Raw genomic sequence first — 23,617 nt, 5'->3', positions numbered from 1 at the left:
ACCACAATCATGAACAAGTATACACTATTATTTATTCCTGCACTTTTTGCAGGTCAAGCTATGGCACAAGATAAAAAACCAGATCCTGCCAAAGACCCAAAAACAACCGAGGTTTGGGAACCTGTTCCAAAGGTTGTTACACCAGGCAAATTGCCTCAAGATGCACCATCTGATGCTACCATTCTTTTTAGTGGTAGAAATTTAGATGCATGGCATTCGGTTAAAGATCCATCAAAACCAGCTGAATGGACAATCGACGATGGATTTTTCACCGTAAAAAAAGGGACTGGAAACATCGAAACGAATAAAAAGTTTACCGATTACCAGCTACATATGGAATGGAAAATTCCTGAAAACATATCGGGCGAAGGTCAGGCACGTGGGAACAGTGGCGTGTTTTTAGCCTCAACTGGAGGTGGTGATAATGGTTACGAAATCCAGATTATGGATGCATACAACAATAAAACCTATGTGAACGGACAAACAGGTAGCGTTTATAAACAAGCCGTTCCTTTGGCTAATGCTAACAAGAAACCAGGCGAATGGCAATATTATGATATCATTTGGAATGCTCCACGTTTTAACGAAGATGGAACAGTACAAAAACCAGCAACTGTTACCGTGTTTTTAAATGGGGTGCTTTTGCAAAACGGATTTGTATTAAAGGGTGAAACCAGGTATATCGGCGCCCCTGAATATAAAAAACATGGCCCTTCTTCAATTAAATTACAAGATCACGGCGACCCAAGCCCAGCCATCAGTTACAGAAATATTTGGGTAAGAGAATTATAATTCAACAAAACAACAATACGGAACCTGCAGGCCAAAAGTTTGCAGGTTTTGTTTTATAAGATAATTTGACTGATAATTGCATCAGATTATTAGGGTTGAATTTTATGAACAAAGGCAGATTAGAAGCATTTAGTGATGGGGTAATTGCAATCATTATCACCATTATGGTTTTAGAGATTAAAGTACCCGAGCATGGCGATACATTGGCCAGCTTAAAACCACTTATTCCAAAATTTATCAGCTATGTTTTAAGTTTTATCTACGTAGGTATTTACTGGAACAATCACCACCATTTACTGCATGCGGTTAAAAAAGTAAACGGATCAATGCTTTGGGCAAATCTTAATTTTTTATTCTGGCTCTCTTTATTCCCCGTAGCAGCCGGATGGATGGGTGAGCATCATTTTGCGTTATGGCCGGTTGTAGTTTACGGTGCTGTGCTCCTGCTTGCTGCTGTTTCTTACACCCTGTTGGTAATCGTAATCAAAAGAACGGAGGGTCAGCATTCGCTTGTGGTACATGCCATTGGGAGTGATGCAAAAGGGAAATTTTCATTGCTTTTTTATATCGGGGGCGTTGCACTAAGTTTTATAAACCCATGGATTGGTGTTGCACTCTATTTCTCTGTGGCCTGCATCTGGTTTATCCCCGATAGAAGAATAGAAAATGCAATGCGCGAACAAGGTTTAATTGAGGGGAATAACGGACATTAGCCTTAGTGCGGGGATTATAATTGTATGAAAAACTAATTTCTTGGCATACTTAGCCGATAATAGTAATACAACCCCGCCCACCTAGCCCCGATTGAAGTGAACATCCCGATCCCTTCATCGAGATAAAACGTAAAGCGGGAAGAAACCTGAATAACTGTACTTAGCTGCGCTCCAAGTGAAAGTCAAAACATCTGTTGGAATCAAAGCGCCTGAAGCGTCTCTATATACAATTCCCGACTAATCATCTCTGCACCCAAACTCAGTAAATGATCATTTGGTAACTGGCAATCGATTAAATCGATATTCATTTTACTCAAAAAAATCAATGCTGCTTTTGAGGCATTGCTTACATGGCTAAACATACTTTCGCCACAAAAAACGCGGTTTACTTTTAAACCATATAAGCCACCAACCAGTTGATCTCCTAACCAAACTTCTACACTATGTGCGTAGCCCTGTTGATGAAGATTAATGTAAGCCTCTTGCATTTCGTTGGTAATCCAGGTGCCATCCTGACCTTTCCTTTCAGTAGTTGCGCAATTGCGAATTACTTCGGCAAAAGCCTGATTAAAGGTTACTTTGAAAACCTCCTGATTCAGAATTTTCCGCATGCTTTTACTGATCTTAATTTTATCTGGATAAATTACGCAACGCTCATGTGGCGAATACCAGAGAATTGGTTCGCCTTCACTAAACCACGGAAATATACAATTGGAATATGCAATTAACAACCGCTCTGTACTTAAATCTCCCCCAATGGCCAATAAACCATCCTCCTCTGCCAAAGCCGGATCTGGAAAGCCTGGGTTATCATCTAGTAACTGAAAAAACATAAACAAAAATAAGAAAGAAAACAAAGATTAAACCCTGGCGTTTTAAATAAGTCATACTGTAAAACAGTCCATTATGAGCGCAAAAGATAATTTCTTAAAAGTAAAACATCTTTACAACCGGGCGGGCTTCGGGGTTTCTTATACAGACTTACAAAAATTAAGCAAAAAAAACCTCGATAAGGTGGTAGATAATCTGCTTAAAGATTCCCAAAAAAACGATCCCATCAATTTAGTGAACGATTACGAATCGAAACGGCAACTTCTGGTTCAGGCGGGTTTATACTCAAAAAAAGACCTGAGTGATGAAGAAAAAAAAATGCGCCAGCAAATTGTTCGCGAACAAAACGAAGTGAGCCGCGACCTGAACATTGCCTTCATTACCAAGATGATTAACACAGATGCCCCATTGAGGGAAAAAATGACACTTTTTTGGCATGGTCATTTTGCCTGCCGCAGCAATAACCCGTTTTTTGCACAACAACTAAACAACATCCAAAGAACAAATGCACTTGGCAGCTTTAAAGCCTTACTGGTTGAGGTTTCTAAGTCGCCCGCAATGCTGCAATATCTGAATAACCAGCAGAATAGAAAAGGAAAGCCAAATGAGAACTTCGCACGCGAGCTCATGGAACTTTTCACCTTAGGTAGAGGAAATTATACCGAGCAGGACATTAAAGAATCTGCCCGCTCATTTACCGGCTGGATGTACGATAAAGATGGCTCTTTTATTTTTAGGCAAAACTTACATGATGCCGGAACAAAAACTTTCTTCGGTAAAATTGGGAATTTTGAGGGCGAAAACATTATTGATATTATTCTCGAAAAACCAGAAACCTCGCAGTTTATCGCCCGAAAAGTATACAAATTCTTCGTAAATGATAATCCAAATGAGACGCACATTAAAGAACTTGCCACTCATTTTTACAACTCGAAATACGACATTGCCTCGATGATGAAAAAAATGTTTACTTCCGATTGGTTTTATAGCCCTGAAAATGTGGGCACAAAAATTAAATCACCTACCGAATTTTTGGTAGGATTAAGTCGCGAGTTTTATGTTACTTATAACAAACCACAGGTTTTAATACAGCTACAAAGCAGTTTGGGGCAATATTTATTTAACCCACCTAATGTTGCAGGCTGGCCTGGCGGACAAAGTTGGATTGATAGCTCATCGTTAATGTTAAGGATGCGCATTCCCTCTCTTGTTTTAAATGATGGGGAAATCGATTTTAGCGGTAAAGCCGATCCTGAAGATGAAGCTGTAATTGCCTTAAGCCGGACAGCGACCACCAATGCAAATGCGAACACGAAACCAAAGTCGTATGTAAACGCAAATGCAGATTGGCCTAAATTTTTAGATACTTTACCAAAGGGATTAACCCCATTAGCGCTTACTGAGTTTTTATTGCAACCAAAATTAAACGCCAAAATTACATCAATGGTAAGCGATAATAAAGGATTGCGGAGTACAGCAGTAGAAATTACCAGTATGCCCGAGTATCAGTTGTGTTAATAGTCAATGGTTGATGGTCAATAGCCAGTTACCTATGCACCTAGGCTATTAACCATTAAACTATGAACCATTGACTAAAAGACCATCAACAAAAAAACTTTACACCATGAACAGAAGAAATTTTTTAAGAAATACAGGATTTGTTGCAGCAGGTTCGCTATTCGTTCCGGCTTTTATGAAACCACTTGAGGCCATGGCACTTGATGAATTGAGCCTTTACAAAAACCTGGTTGTGGTACAGCTTTCTGGCGGAAATGACGGCTTAAATACTGTTATTCCCTTTGGAAACGACATTTATTATCAAAAGAGAAAAAGTATTGCCATTAAACCTGAAGAGGTGATCAAACTAAACGACATGCAGGGATTAAATCCCAATATGGCCGCCTTGCAAGAAATTTATGACCAAGGCTGGATGACCATTATCAATGATGTTGGCTACCCTAACCCCGACCGTTCGCATTTCCGTTCGATGGATATCTGGCAAACGGGTAGTGATAGCAATCAATTCTTATCAACCGGATGGATTGGCCGCTATTTAGATAGCAATTGCCAAACCTGTAAATTCCCTTATACCGCGATAGAAGTAGATGATTCGCTTTCTCTCGCGATGAAAGGTCAGACTAAAAAAGGAATTGCATTAAAAGATCCTGCTGCTTTGTTCCGCAATACAAACGATCCATTTTTTAAAGCCATGTTGCAGAATGACAAGGAACATTTAGATGAAGATAATTTAGGTTATTTGTACAAAACCATGATCGAAACTTCATCCTCTGCCAATTATATCCAGAATACCTCCAAAATTTACCAGTCTAAATCCACGTACCCAACTTCGGGTTTTGCAAACCAGTTGAAAACGGTTTCTAAATTTATTTCGTCAGGATTAAAGACAAGAGTTTATTATGTATCGTTAAGTGGTTTCGATACACACGTAAATCAAATTGGTCAACAAGGAAATCTGCTTAAACAATATAGTGAAGGCATGGCGGCCTTTTTGAAAGATCTAAAATCGAACAACAAACTGGAAGATACCTTGGTGGTTACCTTCTCCGAATTTGGCCGCAGGGTAGAACAAAACGCCAGTAATGGCACCGACCACGGAACGGCAAATAATATGTTTGTTTTTGGCGGAAAATTAAAGAAACAAGGGATTTTTAACGCTGCTCCTAACTTGAGCGACCTGGATACCGGCGATTTAAAATACCAATTGGATTTCAGACAGGTTTATGGTACCATTTTAGATAAATGGCTGGATGTAAATAATGCTGATATCTTGAACAAAAAATTTAATACGCTCGATTTTATATAGATATTACAAAGAAGTTAAGTTTTCATAGCACCTTGGCCATTTAAACTTGACTTCTTTCTTAATTATTTCCTTTTCAACACATAAACAGGTCGATTGGAATCTGAGGACACCTGCTCTGTGTAAACACTAAACAGTTCATAATCGTAGGACTTCATTTTGTTCACGGCATCGATGGCTGAATTAAATTCTAGTTTTTTGGCATTGTCATCCCTGATGTACATTTCGCTATATTCATCTACCTTTTGCCCATACTCCAGTAAAATCCATTGTTTATCCTCAAAAAAACTCTTTTCCGCGCGGATCTGGATATAATCCACATGGATATCGGTCAGCTTCACGCCATTTACATTTTGGGCTTTGGCACGCGACAGCCCAAAGCATGCGACAAGTGCCGCTGCAAGAATTAATTTTTTCATGTTGTGTTTCTTTTTGTGTGTAATTCTAAATTACGAAGAATACATGAGTATGTATTAAATGAATTGTAACAAAACATCCATTATTAAATCTTAAACTAAAAAACATAATGAACTTTTTAGGCAATATTATCTGGATTATTTTTGGCGGTATCTTTATTTTCTTCGAATATATTATTGGAGGATTAATCCTTTGTCTAACCATTGTGGGGATTCCTTTTGGCATTCAATGTTTTAAATTTGCCATTGTAGGCCTTGCTCCTTTTGGGGTTAAAATCACCGATACTTCATCAAACACAGGCTGCCTTTCTACGATCATGAACCTGATCTGGATTTTATGCGGTGGTTTCTGGATTGCTTTAACGCATTTATTTTTCGGTATCCTGCTTTGCATTACCATTGTAGGTATTCCATTTGGGCGCCAGCATTTTAAGTTAATGAATCTGGCTTTTACGCCGTTCGGAAAGTCGATTTCTTAAAACGAAAGGAAACTGAAAATATCTTCAGTTAAAGCACCCGTTTTCAAATCAAAATTTAATATTTTTTGATTTTGAAAATGAAAGTCAGTATTTCATAGCCTCTGCAATCCCGCCATTCGCTGTAGCCCTCATGAAAAATTCGGGGCTGTCGCTGCTGTCAGGTTTATTGAACAACAGAATGATCCTGCAGGCGCTACACAACCTTAAATAGTAATACCAGCCTTGCCAGCTAACTCGACCGCAGTGTAAAACCCATAGTCCGAAGCATGAGGGCGAGGATTTGTAACGGAGGGCGGGGCAGTTGAGGCCGAAAAGTGATGTGTTTGCTTTCCAAAATAATAATAAAAAATGCTTGTATACCATGGCCAGTCAACTCAATCGCTTTAGAATGGTTCCTTCATTTGGACCGCAGCGGAGAACCCGAAGGCTCTGCGAAGCAAAATCTGTAATTTTTTTTGAAAAGCAAGGTTCGGTGTTTATCGGATCCGAAAGTCCTGCCATCCGCTTTATCCCGACTTTACCTCGGGATGCTCGCTGCTGTCAGGTTTATTGAACTATGGCCTGTTCCCATTAGCAAAAAGTGCTGTACTTAGCCCCGATTGAAACCGATGAGCACAACAATTGCGCTCCAAAAAACTATTGGATCAACCCTATTGATTTAGAATGTTCAATCGCCTCATCGCTATCATTAAACAAGCACGCACTCACCTGTTTGTCTTTGATTTTTGCTAACAAAGCTAGTGTCTGTTTTTCTCTTTCGGGCCGAATGTTGCGGATATACACCGCTTCAATATTTTTTGGATATTTCTCCACTATTGCTGAATAAATTTCGGGGTCCTGCTGGGAGTTATCACCAAAGAAAACAAACTTCTGATTGGGGAAAGCGTCTAAAATCCTCATTACCCTCAATAATTTACCTTCATGCCCTGTTTTACCTGTTTTCACTAAATCTTTCCATCGTTTTAATGTATTTAAAAGAAAAGCACCTTCAGGCAGTTTATTAAACTTGAAAGTCTCGAGCAAATAATCGTAAAGGTTCCATTCGCTGCTACTTACATAAAAAAAAGGATTGGGCTGATTTGCCTCGGTATGCGACAGGGCTAATTGCTGATAGTGACTGGCTGCATCTGCAAAAGTTTTACGTGTATGCGGATTTTTGATAAACAGCTCTCTTAATCTCCTTCCAATAGTTGCCGAATGAGAAACCATTACCGTATCATCCACATCAGAAATAAAAGCATATTGGGTAATGTGTGGCACATATACCTTACCCTCACCTGCACTTAAAACTTTACCGTTTCTATCAACAGCTTCTACTTTAACAAAATGCCAGCCTGCAGGCACATCATGTTCCGCCTTCCATTCAAACTTAAAAAAGCCATCTCCTTCGGTTTTATTGTAAATGGTCTGATCAAAAAACTGCAAACGCACCTCAACAGAAGCATAAGGTTTTAAAATAAAGAGTTTTAACAGGTGTACAATATTAACAAACAAATTATTACTATAAACCTGCTGTGTTTTTGCCTTGCGTTTAAAAACATGGCCATAAACAACCAAATTGTGTGCGTGGCCATAGCCATGATATACTTTAACGCTAACAGATTTATTCATCTGTATTAAAACAGAGTTTACTAAAAGTTGTTTGTGATATAAACCATAAGCTAACAAATGAAATTATTATTCATCATCAACCCAGGCTCAGGCAGTCATAACATTAACTTGAAGGAAGTAATTTCTACCCATTTCAATGCAAAAAACACACAAGTTGATCTTTTCGAATTACCAGAAGATTGCTCTTTAGAGAAGATAAAAGAGAGAATTAAAAGTGCAAAAGCAGATCGTGTGGTAGCTGTTGGTGGCGACGGGACCTTAAAACTGGTTGCCGAATGTTTGCTGCATACCGAAACCCCTATCGGGATTATCCCTGCCGGTTCGGCTAATGGCATGGCAAAAGAATTAGGTATACCAACTGATATTGAACAGGCTTTAGCTATCTTGGATGGAGGTCGTTTGCAAAAAATTCATGTAGTTAAACTCAATGATGAAATCTGTATACATTTATCTGATCTAGGTTTTAATGCCTACCTGGTAAAGAAATTTGATACCCTGCCCCAACGCGGTATGTGGGGTTATGCAAAAGCCACCTGGCATGCTTTATGGAACCATAGCAGAATGGAAGTACAGCTGAAACTTAAGGACAAAACCATTACTTCAAAAGCGGCGATGGTAGCCATTGCCAATGCAACCATGTACGGCTCCGGATTAAAAATAAACCCTGATGGAAAATTAGACGACGATCTTTTCGAAGTGGTTTTGGTAAAAGATTACTCCTATCTTGAAATATTAAAAATATGGATCACCAAACTGCCCTTCAACCCAAAAAAAATAGAGGTGTTCCAAACTGCTGAAGTCAAAATTTCGTCGAAACATAAAGCACATTTCCAGGTTGATGGAGAATACATTGGCAGCGTGAATACCGTTGAAGCAAAAATTCTTCCTGCTGCCATAACGGTGGTTTTACCTAATGTATCAGAAGGATGAGCGGTGAATTTTAATGGTAAAATATAATCTGAAAAATTCGGCGATAAAACAGATGCGGAACAAAATATCAAACCACCGTTCGCCCAGGTTTAACACTTCTGGTAAATAAGTAATAAAGCCGATGGAAAATATCCATACCACCAAACGGAATGGAAACTGAATGTAATAAGTAATAAAGCCGAATTTCTTAAATAAAATTAAACCCGTTGCCGATACAAAAAGAGACACAAATAAGGGCAACAATAAAACAACCTTGGCCTGCGAAAGTATCTGATCGGGAATTTCGTTCAGGTGTGTTAAAATCTGCCAAAACTGTTTAGCCAATAATGCAATGCTAATAATATCCAATAAAGCGAAAGATCTAACCGTGTTTTTCATTGTTGGCTAAATTAATCAATTTCATTATCTTCACTTAGCAAAAGCTGATCAATTACTTTGTTTCCGAAACAACATCCATTAAATGCTTAAATTAACGTTGTTATTTGCCTTTTTATTAACTGCTTTTAACAATAATTCTATTGATCACGCTGTAATGAATAACAATCCTTCACATACAGATTGCACACAGAAAAAAGATCTCATAACAGGTAAAATGATCTACACTTCATTTGATGAACCGGCAACAAACCAAGGTGGGCGGGCAAAGCTTTACAAAGCACTTTCTAACGTTACATTAGAGACTATTCCCAATAGCGCATCAACCCAATTCACTATATCTTTTTTAGTTGATGCGGATGGTCGCATTTCCCGAGAAAGGGTAGTAAGAGATGAAGTTGGTAAAATAGGAGAGCAAATGTTAAAGATTATAAAATCCTTTAAATGGGCTCCGGCAACCTGTAACGGTAAAAAAGTGGCAACATTAACGACTCTTTCTACACGGATGTGTTTACAGTAAAAGACCTGGCTACTACTTACAATACTTTGCTAAATAATCATCAGCCTTTTTACTCCCCATATATTTAACAAATAAAAAATCCTCACACGCACCTTGTTTATCGCCTTGTTTTATTTTCTTTAGGGCCATTTTTATCCTGTCGTCCAAATATTCATCATCAATACCTAACTGGTTTTTAGTGGCAATAATCTGAACTTCTTGTCCGGGTTTTGCCTGGTCGATGTTTTTATAAAAATTAATGACAGAGTTGGTCAAACCTTCCTCAGCCAAATAAGTACGGATAGCTTCTTGAATGGCTTCACTTGATTTTCCTTCGCAATTATAGCCCGAAAGTTTAAAATTAACCGGCGCAACTATCGAAACAGTTGTATCGTAACCTGCCAGAACTTGCCATTTACCGCTGCTTAAACGCACCAGTCGCAGGGCTTCTTCATCGAGATCAGACAATATTCCTTTACTCACTTTCGAAAAATAAACCTTCCCTTGTGCATCAAGCTTAAAGCTCACATTTACCGTTCCTTGAATACAATTATCTTTAGAGAACTGCGGATAAATGGTGTTCTCCCTTAAAAAATTTGTAAAACCACTTTTACCTGATTTAAACTGAACCTGGGCTATAGCCAATGAACAGGAGAAAAGCAAAGAAAGGGTGAGCAGGTTTTTCATTATACTAATTTACGGTTTATTCAGGTTTAACCGCAAAGAACACAAAGTTTTTCTCCGTAAACAATAATATTTTACCACAGAGATCATGGAGCTTCTCACAGAGGAGAAAGAGCTTTTTTTTTGCCAGAGCACAGAAATTGCAGAAAGTATTCCGTGTTAATCTGTGTTTCCGTGGCTAACCAAATAAAAACCTCGGCGTAAGCTTTGTGCCTTTTCTCTGTGCCCTCAGTGGTTAGAACTAAGAAAACGTAGCCTTCAAAATTAAATTCGGATCGGGGCAGTTTGTCAGATATTTTTCTCGCTCACTAAACCTGCAAACCCCGGGGTAATCGCCTTTTAATCCTTCCATATTTCTGATCAATTGGAAATGAAGGTGTGGCGGCCAGTAACCGTTCTCTTCTTTTGCTCCTAGCGTTGCGATTTTAGCCCCAGCAGGAATAAATTTACCTTCTTCAAGGCCATTTAACGAAGCCAAACTTAAATGCCCGTATAAGGCATTAAATTTAAAACCACCTATTTCATAAGCCAAAATGATTGTTGCGCCGTAATCGCCAAAGTTGTTGTTGTTGGCAAAAGTTTGAACAGTGGCATCATAAAAATTGTAGACCGGTGTTCCAACTGGGCCCCAAATATCTACACCTAAATGTAACCTTCGGGGCTCTTCGCCTGCATCAAAATGAGCACTTCTCGAATATATAGTACGGTGTTCATCATAACCTCCAATTCCATAACGGGCATTATTTTCGACAAGTTTTTTATTTACCCAATCCGAGAATAAATCGGTATTATCCAGAATCTCATCACTTAGCTCGGTATTGGTTGCCGTAAAATCTAAAGGTAAAAGCTGATCATGTTTTACATCAAAATTAACCACCTTATGGATTAGTGAAGCATTGGTTTGAATAATCTGCTCAAAAGTTTGCATTTATAATCTATTTAAAAATATAAACGAAGTTATAAATATAGTGAGATAAGGCTCCTCCGATTACAAACAGGTGCCAAAGTTCGTGACTGTGCATCCACCTAAATAGCTGTTTATCCTTTGCATAATAATAAGTTCCGGCGATGTAAAAAATGCCACCAAACAGTAACCAGAAAATTGCACCCATGGGCAATGTACCTAGCATTTTCTGTAATAATGGCACAATTAAACAGCCCATTAAAATATATATAGACAAAGAAATAGTGGTGCTTTTTAAGCGGTTAAAAATTTTAAGCAGACAGCCAACTATGGCAATGATCCATACAATGGCAAATAAGCTCCACCTTAACCAGCCATCAAAAACCAATAAAGCCGTTGGCGAGTAAGAGCCTGTTATCATTAAATAAATGCAGCAATGATCAAATTTTTGCCAAAAGCGTACGCCATATTCGGTAGCCGGATAACCGTGGTACATGGCACTTACACCAAAAAGAATAAACGTGCCAATGCTATAAATCCATGCAGCGGTATATTCAATTGGGGTATTGCATTTCTGAAGCAATATATAGCCTGCTGGAATTGCAATTAATGCCGGTATAAAATGGGTGAAGAAATTAACAGGTTCCCTTAGCTTCCTCACAAGGATTATTCGCTGTCTTCTTCTTTTTGTCTGGGCTCTTTGGCAATCTTATCGAAAAGGTGATCCATACGTTCTACATATTCGTTGGTATCATCAACAAAGAAAGTAAGTTCTGGCACAACCCTAACCTGATGGCGGATCCTGCTTCCCAATTTATACCTGATCTCGCCTGAATGTGCGTTAACCGTGTTGATAGAAAGCGTGGTATTATTGGTATTAAAAAAGCTCAGGTAAACTTTAGCCACTGCCAAATCTGGCGAAACCCGAACACGGGTAATGGTTACCAATGTATTAGGCAAAAACGCAGCACCTTCCCGCTGAAAAACCTGTGCTAACTCCTCTTGTAATACTCCTGCAAATTTCTGCTGACGTTTACTTTCCATAATGTATTTATCTGTCGACATTGCTACTTTTATCATCAAACCTTACAGGTTTTAAAAACCTGCAAGGTTTATATCGCACCTCGCAATGACGGAATTTAATCTAATATAACAAATTACTATCATACGGGTATCTCGCCACATGTGCAGCTTTAACCTTATCGTACAACAATGTTTTAAACTCTTCTAAGTTCTCTTTCTCGGTAGCCGATATAAACAAAACCGGTACCTTATCGTGGCTCATCCAGCTTTTCTTAAAGTCTTCTAAAGTAAGCTTGCCGTCATCCTCTTCATCATCCACTTCTGGCGAAACATAAGCATCAATTTTATTAAAAACTAAAATCATGTCCTTATCAATGGCTCCGATATCTTTCAACGTTTCGTTAACCGTATTAATCTGATCTTCGAAGTTAGGGTGCGAAACATCAACCACATGAATCAGTAAATCAGCTTCGCGTACTTCATCAAGAGTAGATTTAAAACATTCTACCAAATGGTGAGGTAGTTTGCGGATAAATCCAACAGTATCAGAAAGCAGAAAAGGTAAATTTTCAATCACCACCTTACGCACGGTCGTATCTAAAGTTGCAAACAATTTATTTTCTGCAAATACTTCCGATTTTGACAGCATATTCATGATGGTAGATTTACCAACGTTGGTATAGCCAACCAAAGCTACCCGAATCAACTGGCCACGGTTTTTACGCTGCGTTTCGTTCTGCCGATCTATATTTCTTAAACGCTCTTTTAGCAAAGAGATTTTGTTTAAAATAATACGTCTATCACTTTCAATCTGTGTTTCACCTGGACCACGCATCCCGATACCACCTTTCTGGCGCTCTAAGTGGGTCCACATACCGGTTAGGCGTGGTAAAACATATTGCAATTGTGCCAGTTCTACCTGTGTTTTTGCCTGTGCAGTTTGGGCCCTGTTAGCAAAAATATCCAGGATCAGATTGCTTCTATCTAAAACCTTAACGCCAAGCTCACGATCGATATTGCGTAGTTGCGATGGCGATAATTCATCGTCGAAAACCACCACATCAATTTCTTCCGATTTTACATAAGCTTTAATCTCTTCCAGTTTTCCCGTACCCACAAAAGTAGCACGCTCTGGTTTAAGCATCTTCTGTGTAAAAACCTTTTCTACCTTCCCTCCAGCTGTATCTACCAAAAAGGCCAACTCATCTAAATATTCTTTTGTTTGGGCTTCTTTTTCGCCTGGAGTAACTACCCCAACTAAAATTGCCCGCTCCTGCACAACGGCAGTATCGTATGTTTTTTGTTTTCCCATGTAATTAAGGCAAATATACGAAATTTGCAAACGTGTAAATCTTTTGTTCAAACCTCGCAGGTTTTAAAAACCTGCGAGGTTTAAATAGAACTATATCTGCGCTACAAATTCCTTTATGGCAACACCTGGGTTATCCGTTTTCATAAAATTCTCGCCAATCAAAAAACCGTTAAAACCTGCGGCTTTTAATGCTGCAATGGTCTGAGGATTACTGATCGCACTTTCTGAGATTTTCAGAAATTCATTTGGGATTTTATTCACCAAATCAAACGAGGTTTGGATATCTACCGTAAAATCGGACAGGTTTCTGTTGTTTACACCAATGGCATCCAGATTCGGACAGATGCTTCGCTCCAGTTCTTCCAGGTTATGCACTTCTAACAGCACATTTAACCCCAAATCTTTCGCAAACTTTCCGAAATCGTTAATCTGCTGAGGTGTTAATATTGAGGCAATCAACAGAATGATATCAGCACCCCAGGCTTTTGCTTCCAGGATCTGATACTCATCGATCATAAAATCTTTTCTTAAGATCGGAATATTGTTTGCAGCCCTTGCCGCTAGAATATCGTCGGTTTTACCACCAAAAAAATCTACATCAGTTAAAACCGAAAGTGCAGATGCACCTGCTGCATTATACGCCTGCGTTACATCAGCAACATCGGCAACACCATTAATCAAACCTTTAGATGGCGAACGGCGCTTAAACTCTGCAATTATCCCGGTACGGTCTTCTGCCAATAAAAACTCTTTAAAAGAATAAGGTGTTCTATCAAAATGCACCGATTTTTCTAAATCCTGAATAGAAACCAAAGCTTTAGCAGCTGCAATTTCTTCCTTTTTACGTAATACGATTTTATCTAAAATGTTCACCCCTAAATCCCCTGAAGGGGACTTTGACTTTCCATCGTTCATATTATTTTGCATAGATTAATTTTAGTTTAATTTTTCAAACTGGCTATTTCCAACTAGCCTTTAATTCCCCCTTCAGGAGGCTAGGGGGTCGACGTCAACCAATTCTCCATCATCTGCTTGCCATACTCCGTTAGCACACTTTCAGGATGAAACTGTACCCCACGAACATCTAATGTTTCATGTCTTAACGCCATGATTTCGTTCTTATGATCTCTGGCCGTAATTTTTAAACATGAGGGAAAATTATCTTTACTCACTACCCAACTGTGGTAGCGACCAACATTTATAGTTTGTGGACACTCCCAGAACAAAGGTTCATCACCATCTACAACCGTTACTGGCGTAGCAATCCCATGCATGGGTCTTCCAAGGTTCAGTAAAGTACCGCCAAAAACTTCGGCAATGGCCTGCTGCCCTAAACATACCCCAAAAATACTCTTTGTTGGCGCATACGTTCTAATTACATCCAATAACAACCCAGCCTCTTCAGGAATACCTGGCCCCGGAGAAAGCAAAATTTTATCGTACTTTTCTACATCCGCCAGATCGAATTTATCGTTTCTCCAAACTTCGGCCTCATAACCTACCTCGTTAATTAAATGCACTAGGTTGTAGGTAAAGCTATCATAGTTATCAATTACTAAGACGGCTTTTTTATCTATATTTTCCATTTTATTTCTTGCTAATGGATTTTACTCCAAACTAAAAACTCTTCACTCCCAACTATATTCCCTCTGCCATTTGCACTGCTTTACGCAACGCTGCAATTTTATTATTCACTTCCTGCATTTCGGTTTCAGGGACAGAATCGGCCACAATGCCTGCACCTGCACGGTAATGCAGTTCGTTATTCTTGCTCATAAATGTCCTGATCATAATGGCATGGTTAAAATCTTCGTTGAAACCCATAAAACCAATTGCACCAGCATAGAAATTCCTGCCCAATTTTTCGTTTTCATCTATCAGCTGCATGGCCTTGTATTTTGGTGCTCCACTTAGGGTACCTGCCGGGTAGGTATCGGCAACTACTTTAAAAGCACTTACGTTTTCCTGCAAATGACCGCTCACTTTACTCACCAAGTGAATCAGATGCGAATAGTACTGAACTTCTTTAAAAGATTTTACCTCAACGCGGTTACAGTGCCTGCTTAAATCGTTTCTGGCTAAATCTACCAGCATTACATGTTCTGCACTCTCTTTAGGATCCTGTTCTAATTTACGGGCCTGTTCAGCGTCTTCAATGTCGTTTCCGCTGCGTTTAAATGTTCCTGCGATTGGAAAAATGTTGGCCGAATTGTTTTTGATCGTAATCTGCGCCTCTGGTGAAGAACCGAACAATTTAAAGTTCCCATAATCAAAATAAAACAGGTATGGTGATGGATTTATCGAACGCAAGCAACGGTAAACATTAAATTCATCGCCAGAAAATGCTTGCTTAAAAGCTCTTGAAGGCACAATCTGAAAAACATCTCCACGGTAAATATGTTTTTGCAGTTTCTCTACCAAATCCATAAAACCCTGATCGGTTAGGTTCGAACTTTCCTCTCCACGCAGTTGAAATTTATATTCAGGGTAATTTTTATTCTGGATCAGGTATTCCATTTTTTCAAGCCCACCCTCTTCTTCTCCTTCGAAAGTATTTTTGAAAAGGGTAATTTCATTTTTGAAGTGATCGATGGCGATAATATAACGATACAGGTGGTACTGCATTTCTGGAATCTCTTCACCCTCCGGTGTTTCAGAAGTAAACTTTATATCTTCAAAATGTTGTACTGCATTCCAGGTAAAATAGCCAAACAAACCGCTCGAAATAAATTTGATCTCTGGTAATTCTGTTTCTCTGAATTTATCTTTAAAATCGGTAATTTCTTCAATCAGGTTTTTACTTTCGGTAATCTCTACAGCCCCATCGGGGAAATAAGTCTCCAATCGCGAGCCCTTTAAAATAATTCCAGCTACAGGATCGGCACAAACAAAACTCATCGAGTTTTCTCTGCTATGGTAATCAGAACTTTCTAACAGGATACTGTTGGGATACACATCACGTAAGCGTAAATAAATGCTTACTGGTGTTGTGGTATCGGCAAGCATTTTTTTGTAAGTGGTATTAATTTTATACATGATAAAGGTAAATGGTGTAAGCTATAAGGCTTAAGGTTTGCATTTTCGTATTTTTTAACAATAAAAAGCCCGGCGTGTGGTTCTACGCCGGGCTTTAATGGTTCTTTAATAAGGTTTAGGTTGATAAACTATATTTTGTTCATACGCAGCCAGCGCAATTCGTTCGAATTACTTTGCCAAAGCCATGTATGTATATTGTTGATCATGAGCAACAAAAATATAAAGAATTTTGAAAAATGGAAATAATTATGAAAATAAATTTAGTCGGAAGTTCGGAGTCGGTAGTCCGAAGTCGATTGCAGCACAAGATTAATATTGATTTCACACGCTTTTCTCCATACGCCCAGCTCTCTGCCTTTAAGACACCCCAAAAAATGTTCTTCCGGGAACGCTTTTCGTCATCAACAAAATAGCAACAATGATCAGGATCAATGCTAATCCAAAGAAAACGGCAATGGTGCGGTGTTTTGCTACAGCTTCTGTTACCTTTTTCGATTTGGCGTTACCTACCGTAATCAAAATGATGGCAATAATCATCATAGCGGTATGCTCGGCCTTAAAGTACCGACCAATAGCATCGCCCATTGGCAATTTTGTTAAGGGGCTCAAAAAATACAATACCAGGCCGATCAACAATTGAATGTGTGCACTGATCAGTGTAAATACATTCAGCTTGCGGTTACCTTCTGTGTAAGTTTTATTACCAAACCAGCCCGACAAAGCATTGATTACAGCAATAACCAATAGAATTAATACGATGTAGCGCCATCCAGAGTGCGCAGATTTTAAGATGTTGTACATTTTTATTAAATATGTTTAGTCAAAAATAGACATTAATTGTAAAAAATAGGATATTCAGCAGATTGAACGCTTATTTATATTAGTTTTAAACAAAAAAAACACTAAACTTATTATGAAGAAAATTTTACTCGCCATTGGGCTGGTATTTTCTACTACATTTCTGTTTGCACAGCAAACCTCCTTTCCTGTTAACGGTTCTTTTGATACCAGGCCAGGAATGTTTGCTTTTACTAATGCAACTATAGTAGTTAATGCCAACCAAACCCTTACAAATGCCACGTTTTTAATCAAAGGACAAATCATACAAGGTGTTGGAACTGGTTTAGCCGTACCTAAAGGCTATGTTGTAATCGATCTTAAAGGAAAATTTGTTTATCCATCCTTAATTGATGCCTTTACCAGTTATGGCCTTAGCGAAGCACCCGTACAACAGCGTGGTTTCGGAGCTCAGCGTCAATCTATTTTTGTATCGACAAAAAAAGGTGCTTATGGCTGGAATGAATCAATCAGGCCAGAAACTTATGTAAAAAGTATTTTTTCTACCGACAGCAAAAAAGCGGATGAACTGCGTAAGGTAGGCTTTGGTAGCGTAAACGTAATTAACCGCGATGGTATAGCGCGTGGTGTTTCTGCCGCTGTAACCTTAAACGAAGGCGCAGATAACAGTGTATTTTTAAAGGACCAAACCGCAGCAAATTATTCGTTTAACAAAGGAACTTCATCAAACGATTACCCTACTTCGTTAATGGGTTCGATTGCTTTATTGCGCCAAACCTATTACGATGCACAATGGTACAGCAAACAAAAAGACGAATACAACATCTCGCTCGATGAATTTGGCAAGCAACAGACCATGCCACAGCTATTTGAAGTAGATGGATGGCAAAATATCCTCCGTGCGGATAAAATCGGAAAAGAATTTGGCAAGAAATACATCATTAAATCTACTGGCGATGAATACCAGCGCATAAATGAGGTTAAGGCTACAGGTGCAAGTTTGATTATCCCCTTAACTTTTCCTAAAGCTTATGATGTTGAAGATCCTGCAGAAGCCAGAAACGTAAGTTTATCGCAAATGAAAGGCTGGGAACTGGCACCAACCAACCCCGCAAGTTTAGAAAAAGCAGGAATCAAATTTGCCCTAACTGCATTTGGCTTAGAAAACAGCCGTGATTTTTGGGCAAACATCCGCACAGCGATAGAAAATGGCTTAACCGAAAAACAAGCTTTACAATCGGTTACCGAAATCCCTGCCTCACTTTTGGGCATTGGCGATAAAGTAGGATCTTTAGAAAAAGGAAAAGTAGCCAACTTTTTAATCTCGTCAGATAACCTGTTCAAGAACGGAAACATCATTTTCGAAAACTGGGTACAGGGTAAACGTTTCATTGTAAATAAAATGGATGTGAGCGATGTACGTGGCACTTATAACTTAAATGTAGATGGTATTGGTGCTTTGATCCTAAAAATTACGGGCACAGGCGGCGGATCGACAGCAGCGATTGAAAGAATTGGTATAGATAGCGTAAAAACCACAGCAACCTTTACCAGAAATGGCGATTGGGTAAGCATCAATTTTAATTTAAAGAAAAATCCTAAAGGTGATGTCCGTTTAAGCGGCTACATTACTTCGGCAAATCCGATTACCCTAAAAGGCGAATCGGCATTAGCTGATGGTACTACAGGAAAGTTTACAGCAACGTATAAAGAAGCAGCTAAAGAAACGCCTAAAAAGGAAGAACCAAAAGCTACATTGGCCATGGGCCCGGTAATTTACCCTTTCTCTGCCTTTGGAAGCACTGAACTCCCTAAACAAGAAACGGTTTTAATTAAAAACGGTACCGTTTGGACGAATGAAAAAGATGGAATCCTCCAAAACGCCGATGTACTTTTAGAAAACGGAAAAATTAAAGCGGTTGGCAAAAACCTTTCGGCAAGCGGCGCAAAAGTGGTCGATGCTACTGGTAAACATGTAACCGCTGGTATTATTGATGAGCACTCGCACATTGCAGGTGCAGGCGGTATTAACGAAGGTGCACAATCGGTTTCTGCTGAAGTACGTGTTGCCGATATCATCAACTCAGAAGATGTAAATATTTACCGCCAGTTGGCCGGTGGTGTAACCACTTCACAAATCCTGCACGGGTCGGCCAACCCAATCGGGGGTCAGTCGCAATTGATTAAACTGCGCTGGGGCAAATCGCCAGAGGAACTAAAATTTGCAGGCGCTGACGGCTTCATTAAATTTGCGCTGGGCGAAAACGTGAAACAAAGTAATTTCGGTACAGGTGCCCGTTTCCCGGTTACACGTATGGGTGTTGAACAAACCTTTGTGGATGAATTTACACGTGCAAAAGAGTACGAAAAAGCTTTATCAGTAAAAGGTAACAGTGTACGTAAAGATTTAGAATTAGATGCCATTGTTGAGATTTTAAACAACAAACGTTTCATTACCTGCCACTCTTATGTGCAGAGTGAAATTAATATGCTAATTCATGTAGCTGATAGCTTAGGATTCAAGATTAACACCTTTACGCACATTTTAGAAGGTTACAAAGTGGCCGACAAAATGAAAGCGCATGGCATTGCTGGTTCAACCTTCTCCGATTGGTGGGCTTATAAAAACGAAGTTGCCGAGGCGATTCCTTATAACGGAAAAATCATGCATAATGTTGGTGTAACAACTGCTTTCAACTCTGATGATGCAGAAATGGCACGTCACTTAAACCAGGAAGCGGGGAAATCAGTGTTATATGGTAACGTTCCTGAAGAAGATGCCTTGAAGTTTGTAACGCTAAACCCTGCAAAAATGCTACACATTGATGATAAAGTGGGCAGTTTAAAAGCAGGTAAAGATGCCGACGTGGTGATCTGGACAGCTAATCCACTTTCTATTTATGCCAGGGCAGAGAAAACTTTTGTAGATGGTATTGCATACTGGGATATCGAAAAAGATGCACAGGTAATTAAAACGCAGCAGGCAGAAAAAGCACGTCTGATCCAAAAAATGTTAGAGAGTAAAAGTAAAGGTAGCCGTACACAACGCCCAGCTGGCGATGCACCACGCCTGTACAATTGCGAAACTTTAGAAAACTATTCAGCAGAATTAACCGAGAAGGAACATGCACACTAAAACCATCGTGAGCCATCCAATTACAATGATTTACAGGCTCACGATAGCTTGAATGCATTTGAAAAAAAATAAAAACGCTATGAAAACATATTTATTCAGTCTGGCTTTATCGGCAACAAGCCTGATGTGTTTTGCGCAGGCAAACATTTCGCCAGCTAAAAAGCAAAGCAAAACCATCGCCATTACAGGCGCAACTGTACATGTTGGTAATGGTACCGTGATCGAAAATGGCACTATCCTTTTTGGCAATGGAAAAATTATTTCGGTTACCACCAACGGGCAGGTACCACAAGATGATGTAATGCGCATTGTAGCTACAGGTAAACACATTTACCCGGGCTTTATTGCCGCAACAACCAATTTAGGTTTAACAGAAATTGAAGCGGTTAAAGCCACTTTAGATTTTCAGGAAATCGGTGATTTTAATTCACACATCCGTTCAATCGTGGCTTACAATACCGATTCGAAAGTTCCGGCAACATTACGCAGTAATGGAGTATTAATGGCGCAGCCTACGCCGCAAGGTGGTACGGTTTCTGGCAGTTCATCCGTTGTTCAGCTTGACGCCTGGAATTGGGAAGATGCAGCCCTTAAAACCGACGATGCCATGCACATGACCTGGCCGGTTACACCACGTTTCAGGGGTGGCTTCGGTGGTTTTGGTCGCCCACAGCAATCGCCGGAAAGCTTAGCCGAAAGAACACAGGCGGCCATTGCACAGCTAACCTCTTTCTTTGCCGAGGCCAAAGCTTATTCAGAAATGGGCAAACCAGAAGTAATTAATACCCGTTTCGAAGCGATGAAAAAAGTATTCGCTGGTAACGAAAAGTTGTTCATCGCAGCCGAAAGTCAGAAGGATATTGTTGCAGCAGTTAATTTCGCTAAGAAATTTGGCATCACTCCGGTAATTACTGGAGCAGATGAGGCCTATCTGATTATCGATTTCTTAAAAGAAAACAATATTACCTTGGTGGTGAAACAGCCACATGCTTTACCGAACAACAATGATGATGATGTAAATATGCCTTACAAAAATGCCGCAATATTGGCCAACGCTGGTTTAAATGTGGTATTGAGCATTGATGGTTACTGGCAACAGCGCAACCTGCCTTTTATGGCAGGCACCGTTACCGCCTGGGGTTTAGATAAAGAGAAAGCATTATCAACCATTACCTTAAATGCGGCTAAAGCTATGGGCGTTGATAAAACTACCGGCAGTATCGAGACTGGTAAAGATGCTACTTTCTTTATTTCAGCTGGTGATGCTTTGGATATGCGCACCAACAAAGTGGAGCAGGCTTTTATTCAGGGGAGAGACATTAACCTGGATAATTTACACAAACAGTTGGATAAAAAGTTCAGTGATAAATATACTGCTGAGAAGAAATAAAAAGGTTAACTGGTTAATTGTTAAAGCGGTTAACTGTTAAAATTCTAAATCATAAAAACGGCCAATATTAATTTATTGGCCGTTTGTTTAGGGTAACTGGAGAATTATAAAATAAGAGGTGAATCCATTTTATAACTAACGTTGTCAGAATTAAAATGAAAAAAGCTTATAAACAATATTTCCATTATTAAATGTAATTTTTACTCCAAGTTGTAATGGATATTCATTTTTAGCAGCCCATATCCACCTTTCAGTTTGGTCAAATACCGATACTGGAACAAAGTCAACCCCTGTATTGGCACCCCATGCTTCTACACTTGCTACATCATTAGCAATCGCCGGGTTAATCACTAGCGAATTAGCAAAGAAATTTGGATTGAATTTTACTGACCTACTAAAGCCATCATAAACCTCTCCTGGATAACCATATTCATCCGTTACCCAAGTGTAATGAGTAACATCCTCAACAACCGCATTTGAAGTTTCCAGATAAAAAACTCCCCAAGGAATATTTTGTACAGCACGGTAGGCTACACTACCTGTTAATGGTTTTAAATACACACTAAAAGATGTTTTTGGCGATGTTAACTTAATCGATCCGGTTTGGTTGATTGTTCCTTTCAGTTTAATATTATAGGGCACTGCCGATTCCCCTCCCGAAAAACCTGTTATTAATCCCAATATACTCTTTAAAAATAGCGTGCCACCACCTGCAATCCTACCAGCAGCATCTGTCTCAGGTATTTTTAAAACCTTTGCAACACCTTCTGCAGTTTTAGCATAAAAGCTTTCTGCATTTTTAATTATACCTAATGCGCTAGGGCTACCAGCTGCTTGTGGTTGAGCAGTACCATCTAATTGTATATTTCCATTTAAAACAACATCAGATTGTGTTACTTCAGAAACACTAATATTGAATGAGGTATTTTCATCAAAAGTTGCACTATATCCATTGACATCAAAATCTGCAATCATCCATTGTTGCACTCCTGCAAAAGTAACTGCAGTTTGCTTGTAGTCGCTGCTTTGAGTGTTAACCGGATTAGCCGGATATTCAACAGTCCATGCATAAGGAGGCTTTGTACTACTGTATAAAAAGAATTTTGGATACGTTGTATTTGTAGCGTAACCAAGTGTGATTTGTTGATAAGATGATTGAACATCGTAAGTCCTCAATACACATACCCTCAAAATGCCCCTATGTTTATTATAAAGTAATAAAAACGGATAGGCATTGGCTTCTGTTGGCGTTCCAAAATCGCGCGATACCAGCATCCACCCATTGGCAGGATACATATCTGCTTTTGAAACATCAACATTGCCATAAACTTTTTGAGCGCCATCAATAAAAGGATTCAAAGTAGTAACACTACCAACAGACCCATTGGCATTGTTAAAATAAGCAGTCCAACTGTGCTGGGTCCAGTCCCAGGTTGCATCTAAATTTGGATCACCGGGATTTAATGGACGTGAACTGGTTAACTTGGAATTAGATCTCGAAAACAGCTCTGTTTCCTTTGAAATCTGCGGCTCTTTCTTACAAGATGAGACAATTAGTACCAATAGGACTAATAGAGTGCTAATTTTTTTCATATCTGATTTTTTTTCATAAAAAGACAGATTTAAAATTAAGCATACGTAATATTAAAATTACTTTAATGTAAAACTTATACACAAATTTAGTACACCAAGAGACAACTATAAAATCTGGAAAAACACACAGACAAACTATCCAAATACCGCTGATGCTATTTCTTAACATTGACCAAATTTGTAAACCATTTCATAATATAAAATCTAATTCAACTTAACACTACATTAACATCTTTGCCATCATAAAAAATCAGAAAACTAATCATGATGAAAC

Annotated in this window: 23 protein-coding genes; 9 read left to right on the top strand and 14 right to left on the bottom strand. The window is 39.1% G+C overall.

What is annotated here, in order from left to right; genetic code table 11:
* Positions 1–9 precede the first annotated feature (9 nt).
* Together EZ456_RS08470 and EZ456_RS08465 are read left to right on the top strand one after the other, a co-directional pair.
* Positions 10–792, top strand: coding sequence for a 3-keto-disaccharide hydrolase (locus tag EZ456_RS08470; protein WP_131529170.1), 783 nt, complete (start codon positions 10–12; stop codon positions 790–792).
* A 104-nt stretch (positions 793–896) separates the two neighbouring features.
* Entirely contained in the window at positions 897–1,505 is a 609-nt protein-coding gene (locus tag EZ456_RS08465) for a TMEM175 family protein (protein ID WP_131529168.1), read from the top strand.
* A gap of 200 nt (positions 1,506–1,705) precedes the next feature.
* Here the strand turns inward: EZ456_RS08465 and aat are convergent, their stop codons facing one another.
* Positions 1,706–2,338 carry a leucyl/phenylalanyl-tRNA--protein transferase gene (gene aat / locus EZ456_RS08460; protein WP_131529166.1) on the bottom strand — a complete coding sequence of 211 codons (633 nt, stop codon included), beginning with the start codon at positions 2,336–2,338 and terminating at the stop codon, positions 1,706–1,708.
* Between the two features lie 73 nt (positions 2,339–2,411).
* Between aat and EZ456_RS08455 the strand changes: the two genes are divergently transcribed.
* Together EZ456_RS08455 and EZ456_RS08450 are read left to right on the top strand one after the other, a co-directional pair.
* Positions 2,412–3,854, top strand: coding sequence for a DUF1800 domain-containing protein (locus tag EZ456_RS08455; RefSeq protein ID WP_131529164.1), 1,443 nt, complete (start codon positions 2,412–2,414; stop codon positions 3,852–3,854).
* Between the two features lie 106 nt (positions 3,855–3,960).
* A complete protein-coding gene (locus tag EZ456_RS08450; RefSeq protein WP_131529162.1) occupies positions 3,961–5,160 on the top strand; it encodes a DUF1501 domain-containing protein in 1,200 nt (399 codons plus the stop codon).
* A 62-nt stretch (positions 5,161–5,222) separates the two neighbouring features.
* On the opposite strand, the gene EZ456_RS08445 is transcribed toward EZ456_RS08450, so the two are convergent.
* Complete coding sequence (locus EZ456_RS08445) at positions 5,223–5,576, bottom strand: hypothetical protein (protein ID WP_131529160.1); 354 nt, start codon at positions 5,574–5,576, stop codon at positions 5,223–5,225.
* Between the two features lie 107 nt (positions 5,577–5,683).
* Between EZ456_RS08445 and EZ456_RS08440 the strand changes: the two genes are divergently transcribed.
* Complete coding sequence (locus tag EZ456_RS08440) at positions 5,684–6,052, top strand: YccF domain-containing protein (RefSeq protein ID WP_029274540.1); 369 nt, start codon at positions 5,684–5,686, stop codon at positions 6,050–6,052.
* Between the two features lie 636 nt (positions 6,053–6,688).
* Here the strand turns inward: EZ456_RS08440 and EZ456_RS08435 are convergent.
* Entirely contained in the window at positions 6,689–7,663 is a 975-nt protein-coding gene (locus EZ456_RS08435) for an App1 family protein (RefSeq protein WP_131529158.1), read from the bottom strand.
* 57 nt (positions 7,664–7,720) lie between these two features.
* Here EZ456_RS08435 and EZ456_RS08430 point away from each other — a divergent pair, with 57 nt between their 5' ends.
* Positions 7,721–8,593, top strand: coding sequence for a diacylglycerol/lipid kinase family protein (locus EZ456_RS08430; RefSeq protein WP_131529156.1), 873 nt, complete (start codon positions 7,721–7,723; stop codon positions 8,591–8,593).
* On the opposite strand, the gene EZ456_RS08425 is transcribed toward EZ456_RS08430, so the two are convergent.
* On the bottom strand, positions 8,582–8,971 hold the full coding sequence (locus EZ456_RS08425; protein ID WP_131529154.1) for a hypothetical protein: 390 nt from the start codon (positions 8,969–8,971) through the stop codon (positions 8,582–8,584). The genes EZ456_RS08430 and EZ456_RS08425 overlap by 12 nt on opposite strands.
* Before the next feature lie 82 nt (positions 8,972–9,053).
* Here EZ456_RS08425 and EZ456_RS08420 point away from each other — a divergent pair, with 82 nt between their 5' ends.
* Entirely contained in the window at positions 9,054–9,488 is a 435-nt protein-coding gene (locus EZ456_RS08420; RefSeq protein ID WP_131529152.1) for an energy transducer TonB, read from the top strand.
* 12 nt (positions 9,489–9,500) lie between these two features.
* Here EZ456_RS08420 and EZ456_RS08415 read toward each other — a convergent pair whose 3' ends face one another.
* The 9 genes from EZ456_RS08415 to EZ456_RS08375 all read right to left on the bottom strand — a co-directional run bounded on the left by EZ456_RS08415 (position 9,501) and on the right by EZ456_RS08375 (position 17,227).
* A complete protein-coding gene (locus EZ456_RS08415; protein ID WP_131529150.1) occupies positions 9,501–10,154 on the bottom strand; it encodes a TonB family protein in 654 nt (217 codons plus the stop codon).
* Between the two features lie 238 nt (positions 10,155–10,392).
* Positions 10,393–11,079: a peptidoglycan DD-metalloendopeptidase family protein gene (locus EZ456_RS08410; protein WP_131529148.1), complete on the bottom strand. Its 687-nt coding sequence runs from the start codon at positions 11,077–11,079 to the stop codon at positions 10,393–10,395.
* Positions 11,080–11,086: 7 nt separating this feature from the next.
* Complete coding sequence (gene trhA / locus EZ456_RS08405; protein WP_165501279.1) at positions 11,087–11,716, bottom strand: PAQR family membrane homeostasis protein TrhA; 630 nt, start codon at positions 11,714–11,716, stop codon at positions 11,087–11,089.
* A 5-nt stretch (positions 11,717–11,721) separates the two neighbouring features.
* Positions 11,722–12,099: a 30S ribosome-binding factor RbfA gene (gene rbfA / locus EZ456_RS08400; protein WP_131529199.1), complete on the bottom strand. Its 378-nt coding sequence runs from the start codon at positions 12,097–12,099 to the stop codon at positions 11,722–11,724.
* A gap of 100 nt (positions 12,100–12,199) precedes the next feature.
* Entirely contained in the window at positions 12,200–13,390 is a 1,191-nt protein-coding gene (gene hflX, locus EZ456_RS08395) for a GTPase HflX (RefSeq protein ID WP_057931523.1), read from the bottom strand.
* Between the two features lie 90 nt (positions 13,391–13,480).
* Positions 13,481–14,263 carry an indole-3-glycerol phosphate synthase TrpC gene (trpC, locus tag EZ456_RS08390; protein ID WP_131529198.1) on the bottom strand — a complete coding sequence of 261 codons (783 nt, stop codon included), beginning with the start codon at positions 14,261–14,263 and terminating at the stop codon, positions 13,481–13,483.
* A gap of 122 nt (positions 14,264–14,385) precedes the next feature.
* The gene (locus EZ456_RS08385) at positions 14,386–14,976 is read right to left on the bottom strand and encodes an anthranilate synthase component II (protein ID WP_131529144.1); all 591 of its coding nucleotides are present in this window, start codon (positions 14,974–14,976) and stop codon (positions 14,386–14,388) included.
* A 52-nt stretch (positions 14,977–15,028) separates the two neighbouring features.
* Entirely contained in the window at positions 15,029–16,426 is a 1,398-nt protein-coding gene (locus tag EZ456_RS08380) for an anthranilate synthase component I family protein (RefSeq protein WP_184465000.1), read from the bottom strand.
* 357 nt (positions 16,427–16,783) lie between these two features.
* Positions 16,784–17,227, bottom strand: coding sequence for a cytochrome B (locus EZ456_RS08375; RefSeq protein ID WP_131529142.1), 444 nt, complete (start codon positions 17,225–17,227; stop codon positions 16,784–16,786).
* A 112-nt stretch (positions 17,228–17,339) separates the two neighbouring features.
* On the opposite strand from EZ456_RS08375, the gene EZ456_RS08370 reads away from it, so the two are divergent.
* Positions 17,340–20,360, top strand: coding sequence for an amidohydrolase family protein (locus EZ456_RS08370; protein ID WP_131529140.1), 3,021 nt, complete (start codon positions 17,340–17,342; stop codon positions 20,358–20,360).
* 79 nt (positions 20,361–20,439) lie between these two features.
* Complete coding sequence (locus EZ456_RS08365; RefSeq protein ID WP_131529138.1) at positions 20,440–21,750, top strand: amidohydrolase family protein; 1,311 nt, start codon at positions 20,440–20,442, stop codon at positions 21,748–21,750.
* A 150-nt stretch (positions 21,751–21,900) separates the two neighbouring features.
* Here EZ456_RS08365 and EZ456_RS08360 read toward each other — a convergent pair whose 3' ends face one another.
* Entirely contained in the window at positions 21,901–23,343 is a 1,443-nt protein-coding gene (locus EZ456_RS08360) for a hypothetical protein (RefSeq protein WP_131529135.1), read from the bottom strand.
* Between the last annotated feature and the right edge of the window lie 274 nt (positions 23,344–23,617).

It is taken from the genome of Pedobacter psychrodurus, from assembly GCF_004331735.1.
GTDB classification, from domain to species: Bacteria; Bacteroidota; Bacteroidia; order Sphingobacteriales; family Sphingobacteriaceae; genus Pedobacter; species Pedobacter psychrodurus.
The sequence above is the reverse complement of the archived record's forward strand: the minus strand, read 5'-3'. Positions and strand labels throughout refer to the sequence as shown.

Excerpts from the sequence above, each read along its gene's own strand:
- EZ456_RS08470 (WP_131529170.1), top strand. The coding sequence starts at position 10 with ATGAACAAGTATACACTATTATTTATTCCTGCACTTTTTGCAGGTCAA.
- EZ456_RS08465 (WP_131529168.1), top strand. The coding sequence starts at position 897 with ATGAACAAAGGCAGATTAGAAGCATTTAGTGATGGGGTAATTGCAATC.
- aat (WP_131529166.1), bottom strand. The coding sequence starts at position 2,338 with ATGTTTTTTCAGTTACTAGATGATAACCCAGGCTTTCCAGATCCGGCT.
- EZ456_RS08455 (WP_131529164.1), top strand. The coding sequence starts at position 2,412 with ATGAGCGCAAAAGATAATTTCTTAAAAGTAAAACATCTTTACAACCGG.
- EZ456_RS08450 (WP_131529162.1), top strand. The coding sequence starts at position 3,961 with ATGAACAGAAGAAATTTTTTAAGAAATACAGGATTTGTTGCAGCAGGT.
- EZ456_RS08445 (WP_131529160.1), bottom strand. The coding sequence starts at position 5,576 with ATGAAAAAATTAATTCTTGCAGCGGCACTTGTCGCATGCTTTGGGCTG.
- EZ456_RS08440 (WP_029274540.1), top strand. The coding sequence starts at position 5,684 with ATGAACTTTTTAGGCAATATTATCTGGATTATTTTTGGCGGTATCTTT.
- EZ456_RS08435 (WP_131529158.1), bottom strand. The coding sequence starts at position 7,663 with ATGAATAAATCTGTTAGCGTTAAAGTATATCATGGCTATGGCCACGCA.
- EZ456_RS08430 (WP_131529156.1), top strand. The coding sequence starts at position 7,721 with ATGAAATTATTATTCATCATCAACCCAGGCTCAGGCAGTCATAACATT.
- EZ456_RS08425 (WP_131529154.1), bottom strand. The coding sequence starts at position 8,971 with ATGAAAAACACGGTTAGATCTTTCGCTTTATTGGATATTATTAGCATT.
- EZ456_RS08420 (WP_131529152.1), top strand. The coding sequence starts at position 9,054 with ATGCTTAAATTAACGTTGTTATTTGCCTTTTTATTAACTGCTTTTAAC.
- EZ456_RS08415 (WP_131529150.1), bottom strand. The coding sequence starts at position 10,154 with ATGAAAAACCTGCTCACCCTTTCTTTGCTTTTCTCCTGTTCATTGGCT.
- EZ456_RS08410 (WP_131529148.1), bottom strand. The coding sequence starts at position 11,079 with ATGCAAACTTTTGAGCAGATTATTCAAACCAATGCTTCACTAATCCAT.
- rbfA (WP_131529199.1), bottom strand. The coding sequence starts at position 12,099 with ATGGAAAGTAAACGTCAGCAGAAATTTGCAGGAGTATTACAAGAGGAG.
- hflX (WP_057931523.1), bottom strand. The coding sequence starts at position 13,390 with ATGGGAAAACAAAAAACATACGATACTGCCGTTGTGCAGGAGCGGGCA.
- EZ456_RS08385 (WP_131529144.1), bottom strand. The coding sequence starts at position 14,976 with ATGGAAAATATAGATAAAAAAGCCGTCTTAGTAATTGATAACTATGAT.
- EZ456_RS08380 (WP_184465000.1), bottom strand. The coding sequence starts at position 16,426 with ATGTATAAAATTAATACCACTTACAAAAAAATGCTTGCCGATACCACA.
- EZ456_RS08375 (WP_131529142.1), bottom strand. The coding sequence starts at position 17,227 with ATGTACAACATCTTAAAATCTGCGCACTCTGGATGGCGCTACATCGTA.
- EZ456_RS08370 (WP_131529140.1), top strand. The coding sequence starts at position 17,340 with ATGAAGAAAATTTTACTCGCCATTGGGCTGGTATTTTCTACTACATTT.
- EZ456_RS08365 (WP_131529138.1), top strand. The coding sequence starts at position 20,440 with ATGAAAACATATTTATTCAGTCTGGCTTTATCGGCAACAAGCCTGATG.
- EZ456_RS08360 (WP_131529135.1), bottom strand. The coding sequence starts at position 23,343 with ATGAAAAAAATTAGCACTCTATTAGTCCTATTGGTACTAATTGTCTCA.